The sequence below is a fragment of the Spirosoma terrae genome (genome assembly GCF_010435915.1).
Classification (GTDB): Bacteria; Bacteroidota; Bacteroidia; order Cytophagales; family Spirosomataceae; genus Spirosoma; species Spirosoma terrae.
Genome location: NZ_JAAFZH010000004.1, coordinates 194,931 through 216,570, shown reverse-complemented (window position 1 = coordinate 216,570; position 21,640 = coordinate 194,931). Strand labels below are relative to the sequence as shown.

15 protein-coding genes are annotated in these 21,640 nt (G+C 47.8%); 7 read left to right on the top strand and 8 right to left on the bottom strand.

Annotated features, from left to right (window positions below; translation table 11 throughout):
- Positions 1-21: 21 nt before the first annotated feature.
- Positions 22-1,155: an amidohydrolase gene (locus GK108_RS11320; protein WP_163947532.1), complete on the bottom strand. Its 1,134-nt coding sequence runs from the start codon at positions 1,153-1,155 to the stop codon at positions 22-24.
- A gap of 74 nt (positions 1,156-1,229) precedes the next feature.
- Positions 1,230-2,156 (bottom strand): sugar phosphate isomerase/epimerase family protein, encoded by a 927-nt coding sequence (locus GK108_RS11315; protein ID WP_163947529.1) that lies wholly within the window; start codon positions 2,154-2,156, stop codon positions 1,230-1,232.
- A 171-nt stretch (positions 2,157-2,327) separates the two neighbouring features.
- On the opposite strand from GK108_RS11315, the gene GK108_RS11310 reads away from it, so the two are divergent.
- The 3 genes from GK108_RS11310 to GK108_RS11300 all read left to right on the top strand — a co-directional run bounded on the left by GK108_RS11310 (position 2,328) and on the right by GK108_RS11300 (position 5,104).
- Positions 2,328-3,275, top strand: a complete 948-nt coding sequence (locus GK108_RS11310; protein ID WP_163947526.1) for a threonine ammonia-lyase — start codon at positions 2,328-2,330, stop codon at positions 3,273-3,275.
- A 9-nt stretch (positions 3,276-3,284) separates the two neighbouring features.
- Positions 3,285-3,695, top strand: coding sequence for a GNAT family N-acetyltransferase (locus tag GK108_RS11305; protein WP_163947523.1), 411 nt, complete (start codon positions 3,285-3,287; stop codon positions 3,693-3,695).
- 92 nt (positions 3,696-3,787) lie between these two features.
- Positions 3,788-5,104, top strand: a complete 1,317-nt coding sequence (locus tag GK108_RS11300; RefSeq protein ID WP_163947520.1) for a PQQ-dependent sugar dehydrogenase — start codon at positions 3,788-3,790, stop codon at positions 5,102-5,104.
- Between the two features lie 139 nt (positions 5,105-5,243).
- Here the strand turns inward: GK108_RS11300 and GK108_RS11295 are convergent, their stop codons facing one another.
- A complete protein-coding gene (locus GK108_RS11295; RefSeq protein ID WP_163947518.1) occupies positions 5,244-6,899 on the bottom strand; it encodes a hypothetical protein in 1,656 nt (551 codons plus the stop codon).
- On the bottom strand, positions 6,889-7,497 hold the full coding sequence (locus GK108_RS11290; RefSeq protein ID WP_163947515.1) for an RNA polymerase sigma factor: 609 nt from the start codon (positions 7,495-7,497) through the stop codon (positions 6,889-6,891). The genes GK108_RS11295 and GK108_RS11290 overlap by 11 nt, the downstream gene beginning before the upstream one ends.
- A gap of 171 nt (positions 7,498-7,668) precedes the next feature.
- Here GK108_RS11290 and GK108_RS11285 point away from each other — a divergent pair, with 171 nt between their 5' ends.
- Positions 7,669-8,421, top strand: coding sequence for an SGNH/GDSL hydrolase family protein (locus GK108_RS11285; protein WP_163947512.1), 753 nt, complete (start codon positions 7,669-7,671; stop codon positions 8,419-8,421).
- An 85-nt stretch (positions 8,422-8,506) separates the two neighbouring features.
- Here GK108_RS11285 and GK108_RS11280 read toward each other — a convergent pair whose 3' ends face one another.
- From GK108_RS11280 to GK108_RS11265, 4 genes are all read right to left on the bottom strand, one after another.
- Positions 8,507-11,635: an efflux RND transporter permease subunit gene (locus tag GK108_RS11280; protein ID WP_163947509.1), complete on the bottom strand. Its 3,129-nt coding sequence runs from the start codon at positions 11,633-11,635 to the stop codon at positions 8,507-8,509.
- Between the two features lie 28 nt (positions 11,636-11,663).
- Positions 11,664-12,791, bottom strand: coding sequence for an efflux RND transporter periplasmic adaptor subunit (locus GK108_RS11275; protein WP_163947506.1), 1,128 nt, complete (start codon positions 12,789-12,791; stop codon positions 11,664-11,666).
- A 519-nt stretch (positions 12,792-13,310) separates the two neighbouring features.
- Positions 13,311-13,940, bottom strand: a complete 630-nt coding sequence (locus tag GK108_RS11270) for an NUDIX hydrolase (protein WP_163947503.1) — start codon at positions 13,938-13,940, stop codon at positions 13,311-13,313.
- Between the two features lie 90 nt (positions 13,941-14,030).
- Positions 14,031-15,614, bottom strand: coding sequence for an NAD(P)/FAD-dependent oxidoreductase (locus GK108_RS11265; protein WP_163947500.1), 1,584 nt, complete (start codon positions 15,612-15,614; stop codon positions 14,031-14,033).
- A gap of 422 nt (positions 15,615-16,036) precedes the next feature.
- Between GK108_RS11265 and GK108_RS11260 the strand changes: the two genes are divergently transcribed.
- From GK108_RS11260 to GK108_RS11250, 3 genes are all read left to right on the top strand, one after another.
- Positions 16,037-17,713 (top strand): CTP synthase, encoded by a 1,677-nt coding sequence (locus tag GK108_RS11260; protein WP_163947496.1) that lies wholly within the window; start codon positions 16,037-16,039, stop codon positions 17,711-17,713.
- A gap of 104 nt (positions 17,714-17,817) precedes the next feature.
- Positions 17,818-19,671 carry a membrane protein insertase YidC gene (yidC, locus tag GK108_RS11255; protein ID WP_163947493.1) on the top strand — a complete coding sequence of 618 codons (1,854 nt, stop codon included), beginning with the start codon at positions 17,818-17,820 and terminating at the stop codon, positions 19,669-19,671.
- A gap of 126 nt (positions 19,672-19,797) precedes the next feature.
- Positions 19,798-21,588, top strand: a complete 1,791-nt coding sequence (locus GK108_RS11250; RefSeq protein WP_246224830.1) for an amino acid ABC transporter substrate-binding protein — start codon at positions 19,798-19,800, stop codon at positions 21,586-21,588.
- Positions 21,589-21,640: the final 52 nt, after the last annotated feature.

Below are 21,640 nucleotides of genomic sequence, written 5' to 3'. Positions count from 1 at the left end.
TGTGATTAAAAAGAATGCTGTTTACGAGTGATGACGATTAACAAGCGATAAAAATAGTTGAGCCGCTGGCTCAATCAGATTGTCATTGAAGTCATAGTCTGCGTTATGCAGCGCGGGCGTGTTTTCGCCCGCACCAATCCCAAACATGGCTCCTTTGTAGTGTTGGGTGAATAAACCAAAGTCTTCACCCCATTTAAACGGTTCCTGCTTTTCAATAAAGTCATAGCCCAATGCATGAGCACTACGTTTAACGTCGTCAAACGCTTCGGGATGATTTTGATTGGCAACGAATGCTTCCGTATAAGCTGATTCCAATTCAATGCCGCTACCCGCCGAAAGGTTCGCCAGTATATCTAAAATCTGACGACTTAGCTCATCCATACGTTGGTTGTTGCGGGTTCTGAGTGTTACGTGTACCTCGCCATAACCAGCTGATATGCCATACGATTTTTCGCCCAGCGTCGTATAAATAGGCGTAGCGAGCGCAAAATGCTCCGCACCAGGATCGGGTTGTTCCAGTTCTTTTAGCGCTAGCGTAAATCTGGCCATCAGATAAGCGGGATTAACCCCTTTTTCTGGTTCAGCCGAGTGCGAAACTTTACCCTTGAACCGGACGATCAGACTTTTTACCGCAGCCGTAAATTCGGCGGGTTTGCAGACAATTACGCCCTGTTGATAACCCGGTAGATTGTGCAGGGCAAACACTCTGTCGGGTCGAATGGCTGAAAACGCTGGATCATGCAGAACGGCTTCAGCCCCCTGGCCGGTTTCTTCGGCTGGCTGAAAAACAAGAAAGATGTTACCCCTGGCTGGCGGTGTTTGCTGCAGCAGCGAAGCCAGCCTTGCCAGAATAGCGGCATGGCCATCGTGTCCACATTTATGCGAAACGCCATCCAGCAATGACTTATGGGCAAATTCGTTTACTTCCTGAATAGGCAGGGCGTCGATGTCGGCACGTATCAACGTAACGGGACCTGCATCATCGTTGCCGTATTGGAGCAACAAACCGGTGCCGCCTATTTCTCTGAGATCGGCTGGAGCGAACTGACTAACAAAGGCTTTAATCCGTTTTTGTGTCTCCACTTCCTGGCCCGATACTTCAGGGTATTGATGGAGCGTTCGTCTGAAATCGATGAAGATGCTGGGGGTAGACATTGTTGGAAGGAACGTAGCAGGACTAAAAAATATCTCGCTGGAATACAGTTTCCAGCGAGATAAAAGGGGAAGGACTAAACCATGGTGCCAACTCGTTCGAGCAAAGCTTTCGTTTTCCGGATTCCGTCGTATTCGTCCAGTTTGTCGCCTTCATATTCAATGCCGGCAATACCTTTGAAACCGCTGTCTTTAACGATTTTCATAACCCGAGTGTAATCAAAATCAGTGCAGTTCCCCTTATCATCAAAATTGTAAGTTTTGGTAGAGACACCCTTAGCAAACGGCATCAGCTCCTGAATCCCCATATACCGGTCGTATTCTTCCTGACAGCTGTGACCTTCTCCGCGTTTGATACAGAAATTGCCAAAATCGGGCAATGTACCCACGTTTTTCATATTGACCTGTTTCATGACGCTCGACAGCCATTTGCCGTTCGAGGAGTAGCCACCGTGATTCTCAACGATTACGTTGATGTTCATCGTCTTCGCAAATTCACCAAGTTTGCTAAGTCCTTCAATGGCCGCTTTCTGTACTTCTTCGGCCGTTCCTGTGCCAGCAGCGTTGACCCGGATCGTCTTACAGCCCAGGTATTTAGCACATTCAACCCAGCGATGGTGGTTTTCAATGGCTTTGGCGCGTTCGGCTGCATCAGTTGCACCCAGATTGCCTTCACCATCAATCATGATCAGGTGATTGCTGATTCCGTTGTCCTTGCAGCGGGTCAGAAGATCGTTCAGGTAGGTTTTGTCCTGCGCTTTGTCCTTGAAAAACTGATTAACGTATTCGACAATGCTGATATCGAACTCTTTGCGGGCAATTCCTGGGAAATCGAGATTGGTAATCTTCTTGGCGAACAGAGCCTTGTGCAGCGACCATTCCGCCAGTGATATGTCGAAGAACATTTTTTTCTTGGTCACTTCGGCAAACGCAGCAGGCATTAGGGACAACCCCGCCAGCGATCCGGCGGCTTGTTTTAGAAAAGAACGACGATTGGTATTCATGTCGGGCAGAAATTGATACGTTAGTTTTTCGTAAGCAAAAGACTGGCTTCCCCGGCTAAAAACCAAGGCTAGTCAGAAGTTCATTGGTAGAAAAAGGGGATTAACAACAATCGCTACCTGTTCAGCGGCTGTTTTCTTTGTAATTTGCACACTCCGCCTACCAATTAGCCGATGATTACTTTCGATACAATTCGTGAAGCACACGACCGAGTTCGTCCTCATATCCATCATACCGCTGTTCTGACTAATCACACCATCAATGATCGGGTTGGCGCTGAGCTGTTTTTTAAGTGCGAAAATTTTCAGAAAATCGGCGCATTCAAGGCGCGTGGAGGACTGAATGCCGTATTGCAGGTGGCAGAACGTAACGAAGGAAATGCCGTTACGACCCACTCATCAGGAAACCATGCTCAGGCTGTGGCCTTTGCGGCTCGGCAGGTTGGTCTGCCTGCCTATATTGTCATGCCCCGGACGGCTCCTGCCGTAAAGAAAGCGGCTGTGTTAGGCTATGGAGCGGAAGTGATTGAGTGTGAACCAACATTGGAAGCCAGAGAAGCGGGCGTGCAGGCGGTGATTGAGCGAACAGGCGCGGTGCTGGTACACCCATTCGATGATGATCGGGTCATTGCCGGTCAGGCGACTGCCGCGAAAGAATTGATTGCTGATTTTGGCGCTGACAAACCATTTGATACGATTCTGGCCCCCGTTGGCGGTGGCGGTTTGCTGAGTGGAACCGCGCTGACAACGTATTATCTGTCGCCTTCAACGCGGGTTATTGCCGGCGAGCCAGAGGGCGCTGCCGACGCCGTTTTGTCATTTCAGAGCGGCCGCGTAGAGAAAGCTCCCTATATCAAAACCATTGCCGATGGGTTAATGACCAGTCTGAGCGAGCGAACATTGGCCATCATCCGGCAACACGTATCGGAAATTCTAACCGTATCGGACGACGAAATCGCGGCTGCGATGCGACTGGTCTGGGAGCGTATGAAAATCATCATTGAACCATCGAGCGCGGTGCCCCTGGCTGTTGTTCTGAAACATACAGATCAATTTGCCGGGCAGAAAATAGGTATCATTATCACGGGCGGAAACGTCGATCTGGGTAAACTTCCTTTCTAGCCTTTGTTTATGATAGTTATACAGCCGATTTCACCCGAGCAGACGTATCCGTTACGTCACCGTGTACTCTGGCCCGATAAACCACTTGACTATGTGAAGGTTGAGAACGACGAGCAGGGGTACCACTTTGGCGCGTTTCAGAACGATACGTTACTAGCCGTTATTTCCTTATTTGTTGATGGACAGGTAGCTCGTTTTCGAAAGTTTGCGACAGATCCAGCCTACCAGCGACAGGGAATCGGAACGCAACTGTTAAATCATGTTATCAGCGAAGCAAAAAAAGCAGGAGCCGAAACGCTCTGGTGCGATGCCCGACTGGATGCGGCTGCGTTTTATGAACGATTCGGCATGGCCCCTGTCAGTGATGTTTTCTATAAAGGGCCTATCCCTTATGCTCGCTTTTCAATGAGGTTAGTGTAGGCCGTAACCAAACGGCTCATTCGGGAGTTTAGAGGTTGTTGTTCTGAGATAAATGATTGTAGACCAGAGCAAGCAAACGCTAATACTCAACGATGAAAACAACAGCACTTATTGTCCCTATGATTGCAGTGGCATTGGTTTCGGCCTGTAATCAGAAAAAAGAAACAAACGAGTCGGCCAAAGAAACAGAAGTAGCTACAGCCGACACTACGATTACCTTACCCGAACCAGCTGAATCATCGATCAAATTCAGCAACGTAGTCGGATGGCCAGCCGGAAAAACACCGCAGGCACCAGCCGGTTTCACGGTTACTGAATACGCAAAGGGTTTAGCTAGTCCTCGCTGGATGTACGTAGCGCCCAACGGGGATATTTTTGTTGCCGAAGCCAACACTGAACGCAAGGGTGTCAAAGAGATTGTCAAGAGCGAGGTCTCTGGGCGTAAGAATGCGGAACGCACGGAGGCAAGTGCCAACCGGATCACTTTACTACGTGACACCAACAAGGATGGTAAACCCGATGTTCGTGAAACCTTTCTGACGGGTCTCAATCAGCCTTTTGGTATGCTTGTGCTGGGCAATAGCTTTTACGTGGCCAACACCGACGCGCTATGGCAGTATCCCTACAAAGAAGGAGAAACAAAAATGAGTGGGCAGGGCAAGAAAATTCTCAGTCTGCCCGCTGGTGGGTATAACAACCACTGGACACGTAACATTCTGGCCAGCGCTGATGGCAAGAAAATCTACGTATCGGTTGGATCGGGAAGTAACGTAGCAGAACACGGTATTGAAAACGAAACTCGTCGGGCCAACATCCTTGAAATAAACCCGGATGGAACAGGCGAACGAATTTTTGCCAGCGGACTGCGGAATCCTGTAGGTATGGGTTGGCAGCCAGAAACAAAAGTTTTGTATACGGCTGTGAACGAACGCGACGAATTGGGTGATGAACTGGTGCCTGATTACTTGACAAGCGTTAAAGAAGGAGCCTTTTATGGCTGGCCTTATGCTTATTTCGGCCAGCATGAAGATCCTCGGCGTAAGGGAGAACGGCCCGATCTGGTGAAGAAAACGATTGTTCCCGACGTGCCGCTGGGTTCTCATACGGCTTCGCTGGGCTTAGCTTTTTATGACAAAACGGCTTTTCCTGAAAAATATCGTAACGGTGCTTTCGTTGGGCAGCACGGTTCGTGGAATCGGTCTAGTTTTTCCGGCTATAAAGTCGTTTTTGTCCCTTTTGAGAATGGAAAACCTGGAAAGCCCGAAGATTTTCTGACTGGTTTTATTGCTCAAGGAACAGATAAAGACGTATATGGCCGGCCAGTAGGAGTGACCGTATTACCCGATGGAGCTATACTTGTTGCCGATGATGCCACGGGGCATATCTGGCGGGTAGCAGCCAGTAAATAGACGAGCTTACGTAGCGAATCGGGGTGTAGAGAATTTCTCTACACCCCGATTTTTTATGCCTCTTCCGGTAGGAAAAAGCAGATCGCTGTGTACTAGTAGTTGTTAGGTAACTGAGTAATCAGGCATTAATGAAATTGAACTAAAATTGATAAAAGAGTCTGGCTCTCAGACCAACCGTTGTGTTTTCGTTGCAGAACGGCATTGTCTGAAGTGGCAGCGTAAGGACTGGGCTGGCCTGAGCTACCCAGTGTCTTTGACGCCACTCGATGCCGGCTCCCACATTCACATTGTTGAACAAATCAATTGGTCGGGTAACTTCAGCATTTACCAGTTTATAGATCGGATAAGGGAGCGTTAATATTTGTATAAAACTAATGTACTCTTTAGCCTGCAAATTAAGGTTCGTGCCGACCGATGGTAACAAAGCCAACGATTGTGTCAGTGGAATTCGGTAGCCTAGGTTGATTGGAATCTGAATACGGGTCGACTTGCTTTCAATGTTGATAATCGCAAACTTTTGGTCAATGCCTCGCGCAAAGTCCTTCCGAAAATCTTCCCGATTGCGTTCGTTGAATTCTTTCTCTCCTTTAAACGTAGTGCCCGAAAAACGAGCCTGGCTCAAACCAACCGATAAAGAAAAACGATTTCCTAGCAGAACCTCCGAATAAACACCGCCACTTAGCGCATCCTTATTGACGTCGGCTCCAGCCCCCACTCTGATCTTCGCTATGAACGGAGTAGCAGGTTTCTGAACGGTAGGTGTCTGTGGCGAACTGTTCACCACTACGGTCCGCGCAGGACGCATCTGGCGTGCTCTCAGAGCCATTATGTCGTTCCAACGAATCGTTTTTTGTTGTAGCGGTAGCGAAGCCAGCGATTCATAGACTGTTTCTGGTTGATTCGATCCATCGGATGAAGATGTAGTCGATCCGTCATTTTGTTGAGCAGACGTCGTTTCTGTCGGCGTATCAACCGTAGTACGTCCACCATCTTTTGAGGATGTTCCGGCGCTCGTCGGAAGTTGTGGATTCGAACGCGTCTTATCCGATGCAGCAATGTCACTACGTTCTACGGAACTCTTAGCCCGCTGGTTTTTACTCGTAGCCTGGTCAGCGGGTTGGCCAGTTGAGCCTGGCAGCTGGCCCTCGTTACGTACCGATACATCAACTTCGTCAGCCGGTTTCGATGGGGTACGCTCTACGCGTTGGGTAACTGAGGAACCGGGGTTAATACGTTGCTTACCGAATTCAACGGCCTGCGCATTGCCCAAATTTCCATCCTGAGATCTGGATGGCTGGGTGTTGTTTTTCAGCCGTAGTGGAGACTCAGTTGTTGGCACTGTAACGTAGCGATCAATGTAAACCGTATCTCTTCGAACAGAATGAGCGGCTTCTGGTACGTTAACGATCTTCTCCGTTGCATGAGCTCCATTTTGAGCATTTTGGAGGGGCGGTAACGTAGCAGCATGATCAGTAATGGGCAAGTTAGTACTGGAATCCGTTGTGCGGACTGATTCAACTGAATTAGTAGCTTGTTCAAGGGATTGACGTAGATGTTTTAATTCATAATGCTGCCAAATAGAGGTGGTTAAGAAAACAGTAGTACCAATGGCGCCAACAACGGCAAGTTTGGCCGCCACACCCGCAAATGGGTGCGCAGTTTGTACGGGAATGTTTGGAGTTACTCCAGCTTTAGTAAGTGTTGCCTGCATCTTTTCCCATTCCCGATCAGAAAATTCGGGTCGGATGCTATCCAGCTTTCGTCGGATAATATCGGCAAATCGATCAGTTTTCATGATATGGTAATGGGGCCTTGGGGCCCGTCTTAGCGTGGAACGGATACGCTTGTCGGATCATCTGTTGGAGTTTCTGACGAGCGCGTGCGTAATTAGAGCGAACCGTAGCTTCGTTGTGGGATAAAATGCCTGCAATTTCATGGAGGCTGTAGCCATCAACAACATGCATCATAAACACCGTTCGGTAGGTAGGTGTTAGCTGTTGAACCAGCGCCAGGATTTCTTCGGCGGCAATCTGGTCGACGACGTCATCGTCAACGGCAATCTGCTCGCCCGATTCAAGGTTGGTTTGCTGTTCTAATTGGTGGTTCCGCCGGTAGTGACTAATGGCGGTATTAACCAGAATGGTCCGAAGCCAGGCTTTAAAAGGCTGACTCTCGTCGAAGCGATCAAGGTGCTGAAATACTTTCAGGAAACCCTCATTCAAGACATCTTCGGCTTCTTCACGACTAGACGTATAGCGTAAGCATATACTTTTGGCATACCCAAAGAACTGCTTGAATAGCGTTCGCTGCGCCCGTGGATCACTGGCACGGCAAGCCTGAATGACACTAATTAGGTCATGTTCGGCAAACGAGGACGATTTTTTGAAAAACAACGTTCGTTCCGTTTAAGGTGAGTATGCGCACATACGTATTAATACGCATAAAGTGGTAAGTTCGTTGCAGCGTATGTTAAACTTTTATTTGATTTTTTTATGATTGGCTGCCACGCTTAAACAATGGCGGGCGTATCAGTAAAAAAGACACACTACGTGTCACTTCATCCGATGAAGATACTGATAATTGGCGATCGGCATGTTGGCGGATATGGACTGGCAGCCGGACAACTAAGTTTTGTTGGACATTTTATTCGGCAGATAAATAAAACTGGCCGAACGGTTTCGGTAGAAGCTTACGCTCATTCGACTCTGACGGCTGTGCGGACCACACTAGCGCAACTACCGCTGGAGCGTTATGATCTGATTGTTATGCAGGCGGGAAAAGGCTGTTTAGATCACCCAGCTGGCATTGGGTCATTATTTATCAATTCATCAGACAATTATACGGCTTTATCGGATGATCTAATTCTACCTAAATTCCTCCAACCGATCAGTGTGGTTAAGCCGCAACCCGTTCTCGAAAAAGTTCGGGAAAGAGCGCAACTGCTGATGCTGAAAAGTATGGCCTTGCTGGGTAGATTTCCCCGATTAGCTACTGTAAGTCGCGAATTAACCAGTCTATTGACTGTGTTAAGACCACATCGGCACAAAGTGATTTTGCTGACGCCATTTCCACATAGTGATTCTAACCAGCAATGGCTCCGGCAGCAGGGGAAGACCCTATTTATGCACTCGCAGGTTCGTCAGTCATTCAGTGTTTTTGATACAGACTTGATCGTCAGATCACGTGAAGAATATTTTTTAGCAACTCAACCAGGCTACCTGAACGCTATTGGGCATGAGTTGATTGGGCGGGCGCTTTTTGATTACTACCTGGCGGCTCCAACCATTGTGGCTATTCATCCGATCCGTCGGACGTAATAAGTCTTACCTACTAACCTAACTAATGCAAAATCCCCGCTAGGTTTCCTGGCGGGGATTTTTGTATTGGAATAATACCTACTAACTATAGCTGAACTTCCATGGCTTCAGACTTGGTCGTGTCGCCCTGGTTTAGGGGGTGTTTCTGTGCATCCTCAGGTTTAACATTTTTCCGGCGCGACATATAGGTATAAATCACCGGTACTACGTAAAGTGTCAGGATCAGTGAGAACATAAGTCCACCCACAATAACAATTCCTAGCGGAACTCGGCTTTTTGCGGCCGATCCCAATGCCAGTGCCAGTGGTAAAGCACCAAAAGCCGCTACAAGGGTAGTCATCAGAATTGGCCGTAAACGTAGCGCAGCCGATTCAACGGCCGCATCGAATTTGTTTTTGCCCATCAAACGCTGTTCGTTCGCGAATTCCACGATCAGAATCCCGTTTTTCGTCACCAGACCTACCAGCATGATCACACCAATCTGACTGAAAATATTTAGCGTTTGATTGAACATCCAAAGTGAGAATACGGCCCCGGCCAGCGCCAGCGGTACGGTCATCATGATAATGAACGGATCGATGAAAGAGTCAAACTGAGCCGCCAGAATCAGATAAATCAGAACCAAGGCCAGGCCAAAGGCAAATAAGGTATTTGACGAGCTTTCGGCGTAGTCGCGGGATGGACCTGAGAGTGATGTCTGGAACGATTCGTCCAGTGTTTTCGCTGCGATAGCCTGCATGGCTGCTACACCATCGCCAATCGTTTTGCCCGGCGCTAATCCGGCGGATACCGTCGCTGATTTAAAACGGTTGTAGTGGTAAACCTGAGGAGGACTACTCACTTCCTGGAATTTAACCAGGTTATCGAGCTGAATTAACTGACCTGTATTGGAACGTACGTAAAAAGACGCTAAATCGACTGGCTCGTCGCGGTCTCTGCGATCTACCTGGCCAATTACCTGATATTGTTTACCATTCATCAGGAAGTACGCCAATCGACGATTACTCAACGCCAATTGTAACGTTTGTGCTACGTCCTGTACCGATACGCCCAGATTCGTCGCCTTCTCACGCTCGATGGTGATGTTAAGTTCGGGCTTGTTGAATTTCAGATCAACGTCAGAGTTCTGAAATGTAGCATCTTTCTGTACTTCATCCAGGAAAGCGGGTAGTTTTTCCCGTAGTTTCTCAAAATTCAGGTTCTGAATAACAAACTGAACAGGCAAGCCACCGCCCTGACGACCAACCTGAATAGTCTGATCCTGCGTAGCAAACATACGGGCTTCGCTGAATTTTCTCAGGTTCTTGTTAATATAGTCAACAATGTCCTGCTGCGACCGTTTTCGCTCGGATGCATCAACCATATTGACCATGACAAACGAGGAGTTAACCGCTCCAGAGCCCGAAAAGCCGGGTGCTACAACGCTGAAGGCTAGTTTATTCTCGGGAATCGAATCCAGCACAAAATCCAGCACACGATCCGTTATCGCCGATTGCGCTTCAAAACTGGTTCCTTCCGGCGACGTAATGGAAATACGGGTCCGACCACGGTCTTCCAGAGGGGCTAATTCGGATTTAAGCTGCGAGCCTAATCCAAAAATCACGGCCAGACAGACGAAGATCATACCAAAAGCCCAGCCGCGTTTTTTCATAATACCGTTCAGCGAGTCGCGGTAAGAATCATCGAGCCACTGGAAAAACGGTTCCGTTTTCCGATAAAACCAGGAACGACCGTGGTTCTTGCTGGTCAGTTTTACGCTCAGTACTGGGGTCAGCGTCAACGAAACGAATGCCGAAATCAATACCGCTCCAGCCACCACAATACCAAATTCCCGGAAAAGTCTACCCACAAAACCTTGCAGGAAGATAATCGGTAAGAAAACGATCGCGAGGGTAATAGACGTTGAAATAACGGCGAAGAAAATCTCGTTTGAGCCTTCCCGGGCCGCTCGCTCGTTGTCCATGCCTTCTTCAACTTTCTTGAAGATATTTTCCGTAACCACAATCCCGTCATCCACCACAAGGCCAGTGGCCAGTACGATACCCAGCAGCGTTAGTACGTTAATACTAAAGTCGGCGACATACATGATGAAAAAGGCGCCGATCAGCGATACCGGAATATCAATCAAAGGCCGAAAGGCAATCAGCCAGTCCCGGAAGAACAGGTAAATGACCAGAACGACCAGAACAAAGGAAATAATAAGCGTTTCGCCTACTTCTTCCGTTGCCCGACGAATGAAAATACTACGGTCGGTTCCTACAAAAGCAATGATGTCGTCCGGTAAATCTTTCTTTAACTGGTCGAATCGTTTGTAGAACTCGTCTGCAATCGTTACGTAGTTGGCACCCGGCTGGGGAATCAGGGCCAGAATTACACCCACCGTACCGTTTTGCTTCGAGAGGGTTTCTTCGTTCTCTGCGCCTAACGTAGCATAGCCAACATCTTTGAAGCGTATAATCTGATTGCTGGTTTGACGAATAATCAGATTGTTGAAATCTTCTTCGGTGGTTAATCGACCAACCGCTTTTACGGTTAATTCGGTATTGTTTCCATATACTTTTCCGCCGGGAAGCTCCACATTCTGGGAATTCAGCGCGCTTTGTATATCCTGGGCCGTTAGCCGATAGGCCGACATTTTAATGGGATCGATCCACAGGCGCATTGCCTGACGTTTGAGACCGTATATATTGGCCTGGCTAACACCGGGAATCGTTTGTAAGCGCTCCTGAAGAACGTTTTCAGCATAATCAGATAACTGAGTCGGGCTACGGGTCGTACTCTGTACGTTCAGGAATATGATCGGTTCAGAGTTCGCGTCGGCTTTGGTAACAACAGGAGGAGCGTCAATATCCTGTGGAAGTTGCCGCTGAGCCTGAGATACTTTATCCCGCACGTCGTTGGCGGCTTGTTCCAGATTGGCATCCAGATTAAACTCAACCGTAATATTACTAGACCCTAAGGCACTATTCGATGAAATGGTACGAATTCCTTCAATACTGTTCAGCGATTTCTCGATCGGCTCGGTAATCTGAGACTCAATAATTTCGGGGTTCGCGCCCGTGTAGCTCGTACGGACGGAGATAACCGGCGGGTCAATCGCCGGGTATTCGCGCACGCCGAGGAACGTAAAGCCGATAACGCCGAACAGCACAATCACGATGGACATTACCATCGCAAATACGGGCCGGCTTAAGCTTAATTCGGGTAGACTCATTGTTGTTGCGAGTTAAAAGGTATGCTTCTCAGTTGGCGGCTACTTTGGTTCCTTCGGTAGGTAAGGTGATCACTTTCCCAATTTTAACGGGTACATCAGGTTTCAGGAAAAGCAGGCCAGTAGTGGCTACGGTATCGCCAACACTTAAACCCGATAAAATCTGAATCGTTCCGGCCGTTCGTAAGCCAGTCACTACGTCTTTGAATTGAGCCTTCCCGCCTTTTACGACCACAACCTGGTTGGTACGAGTTTGTGGAATAACGGCCTGGGTAGGTACAACCATGCTTTGTTCGTTCTGAATCGTTAACGTAACGCGGGCAAAAGCTCCGGGACGTAGTGACGAAGAAGCATTATTGACACGAGCCCGAATACGGAGGTTTCGGGTTTGTTCTTCCACACCAGGTTCAATGGCGTAAACAATACCCTGACCAGGCTTTGTACTTCCATCCACTAAAAACGAAACACTACTGCCATTTCGCACAGTAGCACCGTACTTTTCAGGTATAGAAAAATCCAGTTTAAGCGATGAGACCTGCTGTAGTCTGGCAATGAGCGTGTTGGGCGATACAACGGCTCCCGCACTCACATTTCTCAAACCAATAATTCCCGAGAAAGGAGCCCGAATTTCAGTACGTTGAAGGTTTGCTTTTACCAACTCAATGTCGGCCAGCGACGAACGTAAATTCGTGGTAACAATGTCGTATTCCTGCTGGCTGATACCGCCCCGTTCCAGGAGCTGTTTGTTCCGTTCTTCCGTACGGCGGGCATTTTCTGCCTGAGCCTGAAGTTTTAATAACTGCGCTTTCAGGTCAGCGTCGAAGAGTTTCACGAGTAGATCGCCTTTGTTAACCGGCTGACCTTCCCGAATATTTAACTGGGTAATACGGGCGGAAATTTCTGGGTAGATATCAACCTGTTCTGCGGCCAGTAGTGATCCGCTGGACACTACGTCTTCGCGCAGATTTTTTCGGATAACAACAAACCCGTTGATACTGGTTGGAGCGCCACCCTTACCGCCGGGGCCCCCTTTACCGGCATCACCTTTGCCGCCACCACCGCCAGGGGCAGCGCCTGGAGCAGGGTGTAATACTTTATTGTAAACAATTATCCCGCCAAGAACCAATACGACGAGACCGATAGCAATCCATCTTTTCACGAGTAGTAATTTGCAATAAGGAATCTTAAAATTAAAACGGCAGCCAAGAACTGTTTGTTATAAACTACAAAACTATCAATGTTCGTGACTATTTCAACGGGAACTTGCTTGTAAATGAGCGAATTTTGTACACGCTCAGAAAGGCTATTTTCACCAAATCTGTAGTCTATATACGTAAAAATGCTTACGATTCATCCGGTGAGGCAAAGGGTCTGAAAGGAACATACTTTAATTCTGAATATAGGGCTAGCTAGCCCCTCCATTTACCAGTCTACCCCTGTTTTGTACAGACTTCAGGAAATACTTATTAATTTTGGATAAACAATGATCTGGATTTTTTAAAATTTTATACAAACTAGTCTCGCTCAGTTGACCGTTGAGTTGGTAAATCCATCAGCTAGTCTTTAAAAACGGGTATTGCTAACCAGGTTTAGCAGCATGGCTCATCGTGAAGTCACTGACATCCAATAATCAGAAGTGAGTAGATTTGGCGAGAGGGCGATCTGTTACGAAGGCGGTTTAGGAGGCTAAAACCATCAATAGTTCGCTAATCATCATGGCAGTGGCTCCCCATACCCGTTGCCCCTGAATTTGGTAGAAAGGAGCATCGACCAGTACACCACGAACGTCAATCTGACTATCTCCCACAATAGTTTCATCCAGAAGGGTTTCCAGGTCCACTTCAACAACGGCTTCAACTTCCCGAGGGTCGGGATAGAAATCAGGCCGGTACGGCAACATACCAACCACTGGCTGAACGTAGAAATTACTGGGTGGAATAAACAACTCCGTCAGCAAGCCTAATATCTTGACATCGGTTACCCGAATGCCTACTTCTTCCTGCGCTTCCCGCAATGCGGTACGGGTGAGATTTTCATCAAAACGCTCCATACGTCCACCCGGAAAGGCCATTTGGCCAGCATGAACACCATCGTACTGAGGACGTAGTATTAAGGGTAAAAAGATCGAGTTCTGGTAGGGATAGAAACAAATCAGGACCGCACTACGTCTCGTTCGCTCATTAGGTTTTACATTCAGCCGTAAACGAGAGGCTGAAGCCATTTTTTTATGAGCTGATTCACCGGGTAACGGTTTTTGGAGCCGTTGCCGCAGATGTTCAGTGAAGGTATGAAACGAGGTGTCGATCATGGGGTTTGTTTCCAGTCTATAGCTTCAGTTTACACGTTCAGTAGGGTTCTTTTACCGGCCAGCTGAAACTATAAACGGAAAACCACAAACTTATTTATATAAATTCACAAGTTGCTCGGCGCAGCGTTCGCCGTCCATAGCAGCCGATACAATTCCACCGGCATAACCCGCGCCTTCTCCGCAGGGAAACAGGCGTTGAACCTGTACATGCTCACACGTATCACGGTCGCGCGGAATACGTATGGGCGATGAGGTGCGGCTTTCAACGCCAATTACCTGACCATCGTTACTCATGTACCCACGCATTTTACGACCGAATTCACGCAGCCCATGCCGTAACGGTTGGGCAATGTGGTCGGGCAATACGTCGGACATATCCACCGAAGCTAGCCCCGGCTGATAAGAGGTGGGCAAGAGTTCTGATGATACACGACCATCAACGAAGTCGGCCACCCGTTGAGCTGGAGCTGTCTGGTTGTTACCTCCTAAACGACAAGCCCATTGTTCCAGATCTTTTTGCAGGGCCAATCCAGCAAGCGGCCCTTCGTCGAGATACGGTTTCAGGTCTTCATCAGTAATGGCAACAACCAGTCCTGAATTGGCATACTTTGAATCGCGACGAGAGGGAGACATACCGTTTACCACAAGCTCACCGGGGGCAGTGGCAGCCGGTACAATAAACCCGCCCGGACACATACAAAACGAAAATACCCCTCTTTCTACCCCATTGAATCGGGTTTGTGTTACTAAACTATAGGAAGCGGCCGGCAAATAATCGCCCCGATCGGGACGATGATACTGAAATTGATCGATCAAACGCTGTTGATGCTCAATACGTACGCCCATCGCGAACGGCTTAGCTTCAATACGTATCTGTCGATTATAGAGCAGGTGAAAAATATCGCGGGCCGAATGACCAGTAGCCAAAATGACACCAATACCCATCAACTCATCGCCGGTCGACGTAACGACGCCCTTCAACGAGGTAGGGGCGGAGGCTGGGCCATCCAGAATAAGATCGGTAACTTTAGTATCGAACCGAACGTCGCCACCGGCTTTGAGAATGCTGTTACGTATATCGGCCACTACGTTGGGTAGTTTATTCGTGCCGATATGCGGGTGCGCGTCAACCAGAATTTCTTCTGTCGCCCCGTGCGCAACAAAAATTTCCAGAATGCGTCTGACATCGCCCCGTTTTGTGGATCGGGTGTACAGCTTACCATCCGAATACGTACCGGCGCCACCTTCACCAAAACAGTAATTGGATTCAGGATTTACGATATGATCTTTATTGATGGCAGCCAGATCGCGTCGGCGAAGCCGAACATCGCTGCCACGTTCCAGAACAATGGGCTTGATGCCTAGTTCAATCAACCGTAGTGCCGCAAACAGACCAGCCGGCCCGGCACCGATTACAATCGCCTGTGGGGCTTGACTAACGTCGTTCTGGGGTTTGTGGTAGCCGATGAGGGTGGGCGGTGTTTCGTTGATAAACACGTCGACATCAACGTGAACGCGTACCTGGCGACCTCTTGCATCAATGGACTGACGCTTTTTACGAACGGTGGCGGCTGTAGTATCAGGCAGTCGGAGCGTGCGATAGACCTGATGCTGGAACGCTACGTCGTCGTAAGCTTGTTCGGGCGATAGGGTTAAGGAGATGTGATGAACCATAAAAAATCGGGCCGGTTTTTATCCGGCAGTAGATCTACAAAAATAGATGAAAATAGCTGCTACCTGTTAACCGATCCACTCAATTTTGGGTTCGTGTTACGTACCAATCTTTCGTGACAGACCGGGATTGTGCTAAAAGATATTGTTGGCTAGCCCTTCTACAGAAAATAAATATCGCATAATTAGCTATTGGGTCAGAAATGACTTTTATGGATTAAAGCAAATTTGCCCGATTAGGGGCAGACTGCGATAAAATGGAGATCTATAGGCTATTTTAAAAAAATACCAGAAAGCTATTGAGGTACTCGGTTGACTAGTAGTTAATTAGTGAAAACATTTAACTTTTTCGATTCGCCGGGTTCCTGTTTTTTCGTTTAAATTCGTAATTTTACATCCCGTAACGACCAAAACAGGTTTCAATCATGGCGGCTACGGGACCCAAATCCGCAAAATACATCTTTGTTACAGGCGGGGTAACTTCATCACTTGGCAAGGGGATTATTGCCTCTTCACTCGCTAAATTATTACAGTCACGGGGACTGGCGGTGACCATTCAAAAATTCGATCCGTACATCAATATCGACCCCGGTACACTCAATCCTTACGAACACGGAGAATGCTACGTAACCGACGACGGGGCCGAAACGGACCTAGATCTGGGGCACTATGAGCGTTTCCTGAATCGTCCAACATCGCAGGCCAACAATATTACCACTGGGCGCATTTATAATAATGTGATTACTCGTGAACGTCGGGGCGATTTCTTGGGCAAAACCGTTCAGGTTGTGCCACATATTACCGACGAGATCAAGCGGAATATTCGGTTGCTGGGCGAAACGGGAGAGTATGATATCGTGATCACCGAAATAGGAGGGTGCGTTGGCGATATTGAATCATTACCGTTTGTTGAAGCGGTTCGACAACTAAAGTTTGAGCTGGGCGAAAAAGACACGCTCGTTATCCACCTGACACTGGTACCTTATCTGCAGTCGGCTGGCGAGTTAAAAACAAAGCCTACGCAACACTCCGTTCGGATGTTGCTCGAAAACGGCGTTCAGCCCGACATCATTGTGTGCCGCACTGAGCACCCATTACCGCAGGATATTCGCCGGAAAATTGCTCTGTTTTGTAATGTACAGGTTAGCTCGGTGATCGAAGCAATTGATGCCGAGACCATCTACGACGTACCGTTATTGATGCAGAAAGAACGCCTTGATCAGCGTGCACTCTACATGATGGATCTGTACAATGATAAGGATGCCGATCTGGACAGCTGGAAAAATTTCCTGGGCCGGTTAAAAAATCCGGGCGAAACGGTTCGGATCGGTTTGGTAGGGAAATACGTTGAGTTGCACGACGCCTACAAATCAATCGCCGAATCGTTCATTCATGCTGGTGCTGAAAATGAATGCAAGGTTCAGCTGGAATGGATACAGTCAGAAACCCTGGTTGATGAACACCATTGTGCTGAGGTGCTGAGTCAGCTGGATGCGGTGCTGGTAGCGCCAGGCTTCGGCGAGCGCGGTATTGAAGGAAAGATCAATGCGGTTCGATACGTTCGGGAACACGGAATTCCGTTCCTGGGAATTTGTCTGGGTATGCAGATGGCCGTTATCGAATATGCCCGGAATGTAATGGGTATTGAAGACGCTCATTCGACTGAGATGGAGCCAGATACGCAAAATCCGGTCATTAGCATGATGGAAGCTCAGAAAACCATCACCGATAAAGGGGGAACGATGCGTTTGGGAGCTTATGCCTGTAAACTGAAGCGCGATTCACTGGCGCATCAGATCTATGGTAAAACCCAGATTAAAGAACGCCATCGCCATCGCTACGAATTCAACAACGATTATCTGACTAAATTTGAAAAAGCTGGTCTACGGCCAACCGGAATCAATCCAGAAACTGGATTAGTCGAAATTGTTGAATTAACGAATCACCCCTGGTTTGTTGGCGTACAGTTTCATCCTGAACTAAAAAGTACAGTGATGAACCCACATCCGCTATTTGTTCAGTTCGTGCGGGCCGCTCTCGCATACAACCAACAGAAACGTGTATCGTCCGTCCGTGTAGAAACCGCTGATGTGGTTGATTAAGCGGGCAGATTGGCGTAATTTTGCCGAAAATAGTTTTTGGTTTTTCGTTTTCAGTGGCTTTTGTACCTACTGAAAACGAAAACTGAAAGCTGAAAATGTAGAAAATGGATCGTAATCAATTAGTTGGCATTGTCCTGATTTTGGCGATGCTGGTCGGTTATCAGCTACTGGTACCGAAACCTGCGCCCGAAAAATCGGCTGCTCAAACAACTCAGACAACAAAACCGAAAACTGCAGCGGGGGCTGCGGCTGCCATCGAAAAAGCAGAGCAACCGCTCGACTCAGCCGCTGCAAGGGCTCAGTTCGGCGATTTCGCAACGGTTGCTTCCGGTGAAACCCGCGATATTATTGTTGAGAATAAAGACATTAAAGTAACGTTCAGTACGCACGGAGGTCGGGTGACAGAAGTTCTTCTGAAAAATTATAAAACCTACGACCAAAAGCCACTCGTACTCATCGATGAAAAAAGCAGCAATACACTGCTGGAATTACCAACCAACCGGGGAAAAGTTGATCTGCACAAACTCTACTATCAGACTACAGCTCAGAATGCTACGGTTGCTGGCCAGCCACAGCAAATTGTTTTTAAGGCAGAAGTAGCACCGGGCCAGTCGGTTGAACAAGTTTATACCATTCCAGCTGAAGGCTACGTATTGAATTACGATTTGAAGCTAAACGGACTCGGCAATACCGTAACGAACGATAACATTCGTTTCTTCTGGGAAGATAAAATGCGGCAGTATGAAAACGACCTGGCTAACAACCGTCGGGCTGCCACTATTAACTATCTGACGGCTGACGAAAATTTCGAGAAACTGGCGGAAGGCGAAAGTAATGAGGATGTTACTGTCGATGAACCAACCCAGTGGTTTACGATCAAACACAAATACTTTTTGTCGGGATTTGTGGCCAAAAATGCGCCAATGCCTACGGCCGAATTTAAAACATTAGTCAACCCCGCTGATTCGAGCGTTGTAAAAACGGCCATTGCCAACGTAACGTTGCCGATGGCTGATGTGAAATCAGGCAAAGGGCAGTATAAATTCTACTACGGCCCCAACGATTTTCAGTTACTGGGCGACGTAGCACCTGAATTCGATCAGAACGTGTACCTTGGCTATTCCATTCTGAAGCCGATCAACAAGTACTTTTTCGTGCCCGTATTCAACCTGTTAGAGAAATTTATTTCTAACTACGGATTGTTGATCGTAGCACTTGTTGTGTTCGTTAAACTCCTGTTAACACCGTTGACCTATCGGTCATACGTTAGTATGGCCAAAATGCGGGTGTTAGCCCCGGAGATCAATGAGATCAAGGAGCGGGTTGGCGACGATATGGCTAAGCAGCAGTCGGAACAGATGAAATTGTATCAGGAAGTGGGGGTTAGCCCATTGAGCGGATGCGTGCCGGTGTTGGCAACCATGCCGATCCTGTTTGCGTTGTTCATGTTGTTCCCAAACCTGATTGAGCTACGTCAGAAGCCGTTTCTGTGGGCAAATGACCTGTCTACGTATGATGCGTTCATTACGTTCCCGACGCTGCCGTTTATTGGTGGTCACCTGAGTTTGTTTACCGTATTGATGACCATGTCGTCGATTGCATACGCTTATTACAATAACCAGACGACACCAACGCAGCCCGGACCAGTTAATATGAAAGCCCTGAGCTACATATTTCCGTTGATGTTTATGTTTGTGCTGAACTCGTATCCAGCTGGTCTGACGTTCTATTACTTTATCTCGAACATCGTTACCATCACCCAGCAACAACTGATTCGCCGTTTTGTCGATGAAGATAAAATTCGGGCTGTTCTCGATGACAATCGTCGTAAGATTGCGTCGGGTCAGGTTAAAAAGCCAGGTGGATTCCAGGCCCTGCTTCAGAAACAACTGGCTGCTGCAGACGAAGCACGTAAACAGGCAGAAGAAGCGCAACGGAAGGCCAGACAGAAAAAATAGGTAGCGTGTAGGCTGAAAACTATATAAAAACAGCAGCCATTCAATCGCCAGTTATTCGAATTGAAAAGAACTTCCAACAAAAGCAACGCGTAGGCGTTGCTTTTGTGTATTAACCCTAAAAATAGCATGAACGGTAGGCTGTATTGGTTTAAACTTGTGCTGATCGGTCTTGTGTGCGCCATGAATGGGCAGCGAGCTATGGCGCAACTTTCGACGGATGCCCAACGAAAGTATAAGGCCGCTGTACAGATCATTCAATCGGGTCAGACGACTGGTTATGAGCGGGCGAAGTTTGATCTGAATGCCATCATTCAGCGCGATGGTTCATTGGCCCCGTTTGCGCATTATTATTATGCCGTAGCGGCTTTTCGGCAGCGAAATTTCAACCAGGCCCGGTTGATGATCAAGCAATTGATGACGCGTTATCCCGATTGGCGGAAAATGGACGATGCCAATTACTTATTTGCGGCTATTTCCATGGAAATGGGGCAGTATGAGGATGCTATTGAGGCTAGTCAACAAATTAAAAATCCGTCGTTCAGAGCTGATATCAATAAACTCGAACAGGCATTTTTTGGACGTATCAATGACCTGAATCGGCTGAAAAAAATAAATAAAGACTATCCGGATAATCGCAATGTGGGTTTAGCGCTGATTGAGCTTATTCAGCGTACAGCCACCGATAAAGATGATCTGGAATTATCAGACCGGCTGACAAACCGGTTTGGGGTTCCAGGAACAATAGCTCAGCCTGCAAATGTACCACCAACAGAAACCAACCCGTCCCGAACGGCTGGAAACCAGCCGATCCGTAGTGGCCAGAGTAAAGGATATTACAACGTAGCGGTTATGTTTCCCTTCCGGCTGGATGACGCAGCATCGGGGAAACGGCAGCGGTCGAGTCAATACGTCTATGATTTGTACGATGGAATCAAGATGGCGAAGGCAAAGTTGCAGGAGGAGGGGATTAACATCAATTTATTTGCCTACGATGTTGACAACGACGCCAATAAGGCGCTTGAGCTGGTAAATAGCCCCGCTTTTGCCCAGACCGATCTGATTATTGGCCCTTTGTATGTGGAACCGAATCGTATTGCATCGGCCTACGCGAATCAAAGCAATATTTTATTGCTCAATCCGATTGCCACTAGCAATGACCTGGTCACGAATCAGCCCATGTCGTACATGGCACAGCCTTCTATGAATCAACAGGCCCACAAAGCGGCTGAGCAGGCTCGTAGTTTAAATGGTTTGCGTCGGGCAGCCATCTACTTTGGTACGTCCCGAAAAGATTCATTGCAGGCATTGGCCTATTGGAATGAGCTGAAGCAACTCAACTATCAGATTGTCGATTTTAAAAAGGTAAGTGGTTCCGCACAGGCTATGGCCGACGCAATGCAGTTCACCGGAACGTCTGCTACGTCCCGTCCGGCAACCCCGACATCGGCAGCAACGCCCGTTACGTTAGGACACGTTTTCTTTGCCAGTAGTAATGATGAAGATGGAGCAAAGTTGATTGATGCGCTGGTTAAGCGAAAGGTGAATGCGCCGGTCATTGCCACCGCATCAGCCTTTGATTTCTATCGTAATTCGTCATCTACCTTTACAAAGAAAGATTTGTACCTGATTTATCCTGACTTTATTGATCAGACTCGTGAGCCGGTTGTCGAATTTCAGGAAGAATATCTGTCGAAACGGAATACGATTCCCTCTGTTTTCGCCAGTGAAGGATATGATATGATGCTATTCTTTGGCCGTCAGCTGGCTAAAAATGGTACTCAGCTGCGTGGGCGTGGGGCGCTACGTTCCGATACGGACGATTATCTGTTATCGGGATTCGACTATACCCAGGCGAATGAAAACCAGATAGTACCTATTGTTAAATTCGAGTCGGGACGATTTGTAAAAGTAAATTAGTTTTCTGCCGATCGTGTTTAGTGAATCGTCTTTGTGAAGGGAACGTATCACT

Coding starts and splice junctions, on each gene's coding strand:
- GK108_RS11320 (WP_163947532.1), bottom strand. CDS start 1,155: ATGTCTACCCCCAGCATCTTCATCGATTTCAGACGAACGCTCCATCAA.
- GK108_RS11315 (WP_163947529.1), bottom strand. CDS start 2,156: ATGAATACCAATCGTCGTTCTTTTCTAAAACAAGCCGCCGGATCGCTG.
- GK108_RS11310 (WP_163947526.1), top strand. CDS start 2,328: ATGATTACTTTCGATACAATTCGTGAAGCACACGACCGAGTTCGTCCT.
- GK108_RS11305 (WP_163947523.1), top strand. CDS start 3,285: ATGATAGTTATACAGCCGATTTCACCCGAGCAGACGTATCCGTTACGT.
- GK108_RS11300 (WP_163947520.1), top strand. CDS start 3,788: ATGAAAACAACAGCACTTATTGTCCCTATGATTGCAGTGGCATTGGTT.
- GK108_RS11295 (WP_163947518.1), bottom strand. CDS start 6,899: ATGAAAACTGATCGATTTGCCGATATTATCCGACGAAAGCTGGATAGC.
- GK108_RS11285 (WP_163947512.1), top strand. CDS start 7,669: ATGAAGATACTGATAATTGGCGATCGGCATGTTGGCGGATATGGACTG.
- GK108_RS11280 (WP_163947509.1), bottom strand. CDS start 11,635: ATGAGTCTACCCGAATTAAGCTTAAGCCGGCCCGTATTTGCGATGGTA.
- GK108_RS11270 (WP_163947503.1), bottom strand. CDS start 13,940: ATGATCGACACCTCGTTTCATACCTTCACTGAACATCTGCGGCAACGG.
- GK108_RS11265 (WP_163947500.1), bottom strand. CDS start 15,614: ATGGTTCATCACATCTCCTTAACCCTATCGCCCGAACAAGCTTACGAC.
- GK108_RS11260 (WP_163947496.1), top strand. CDS start 16,037: ATGGCGGCTACGGGACCCAAATCCGCAAAATACATCTTTGTTACAGGC.
- yidC (WP_163947493.1), top strand. CDS start 17,818: ATGGATCGTAATCAATTAGTTGGCATTGTCCTGATTTTGGCGATGCTG.
- GK108_RS11250 (WP_246224830.1), top strand. CDS start 19,798: ATGAACGGTAGGCTGTATTGGTTTAAACTTGTGCTGATCGGTCTTGTG.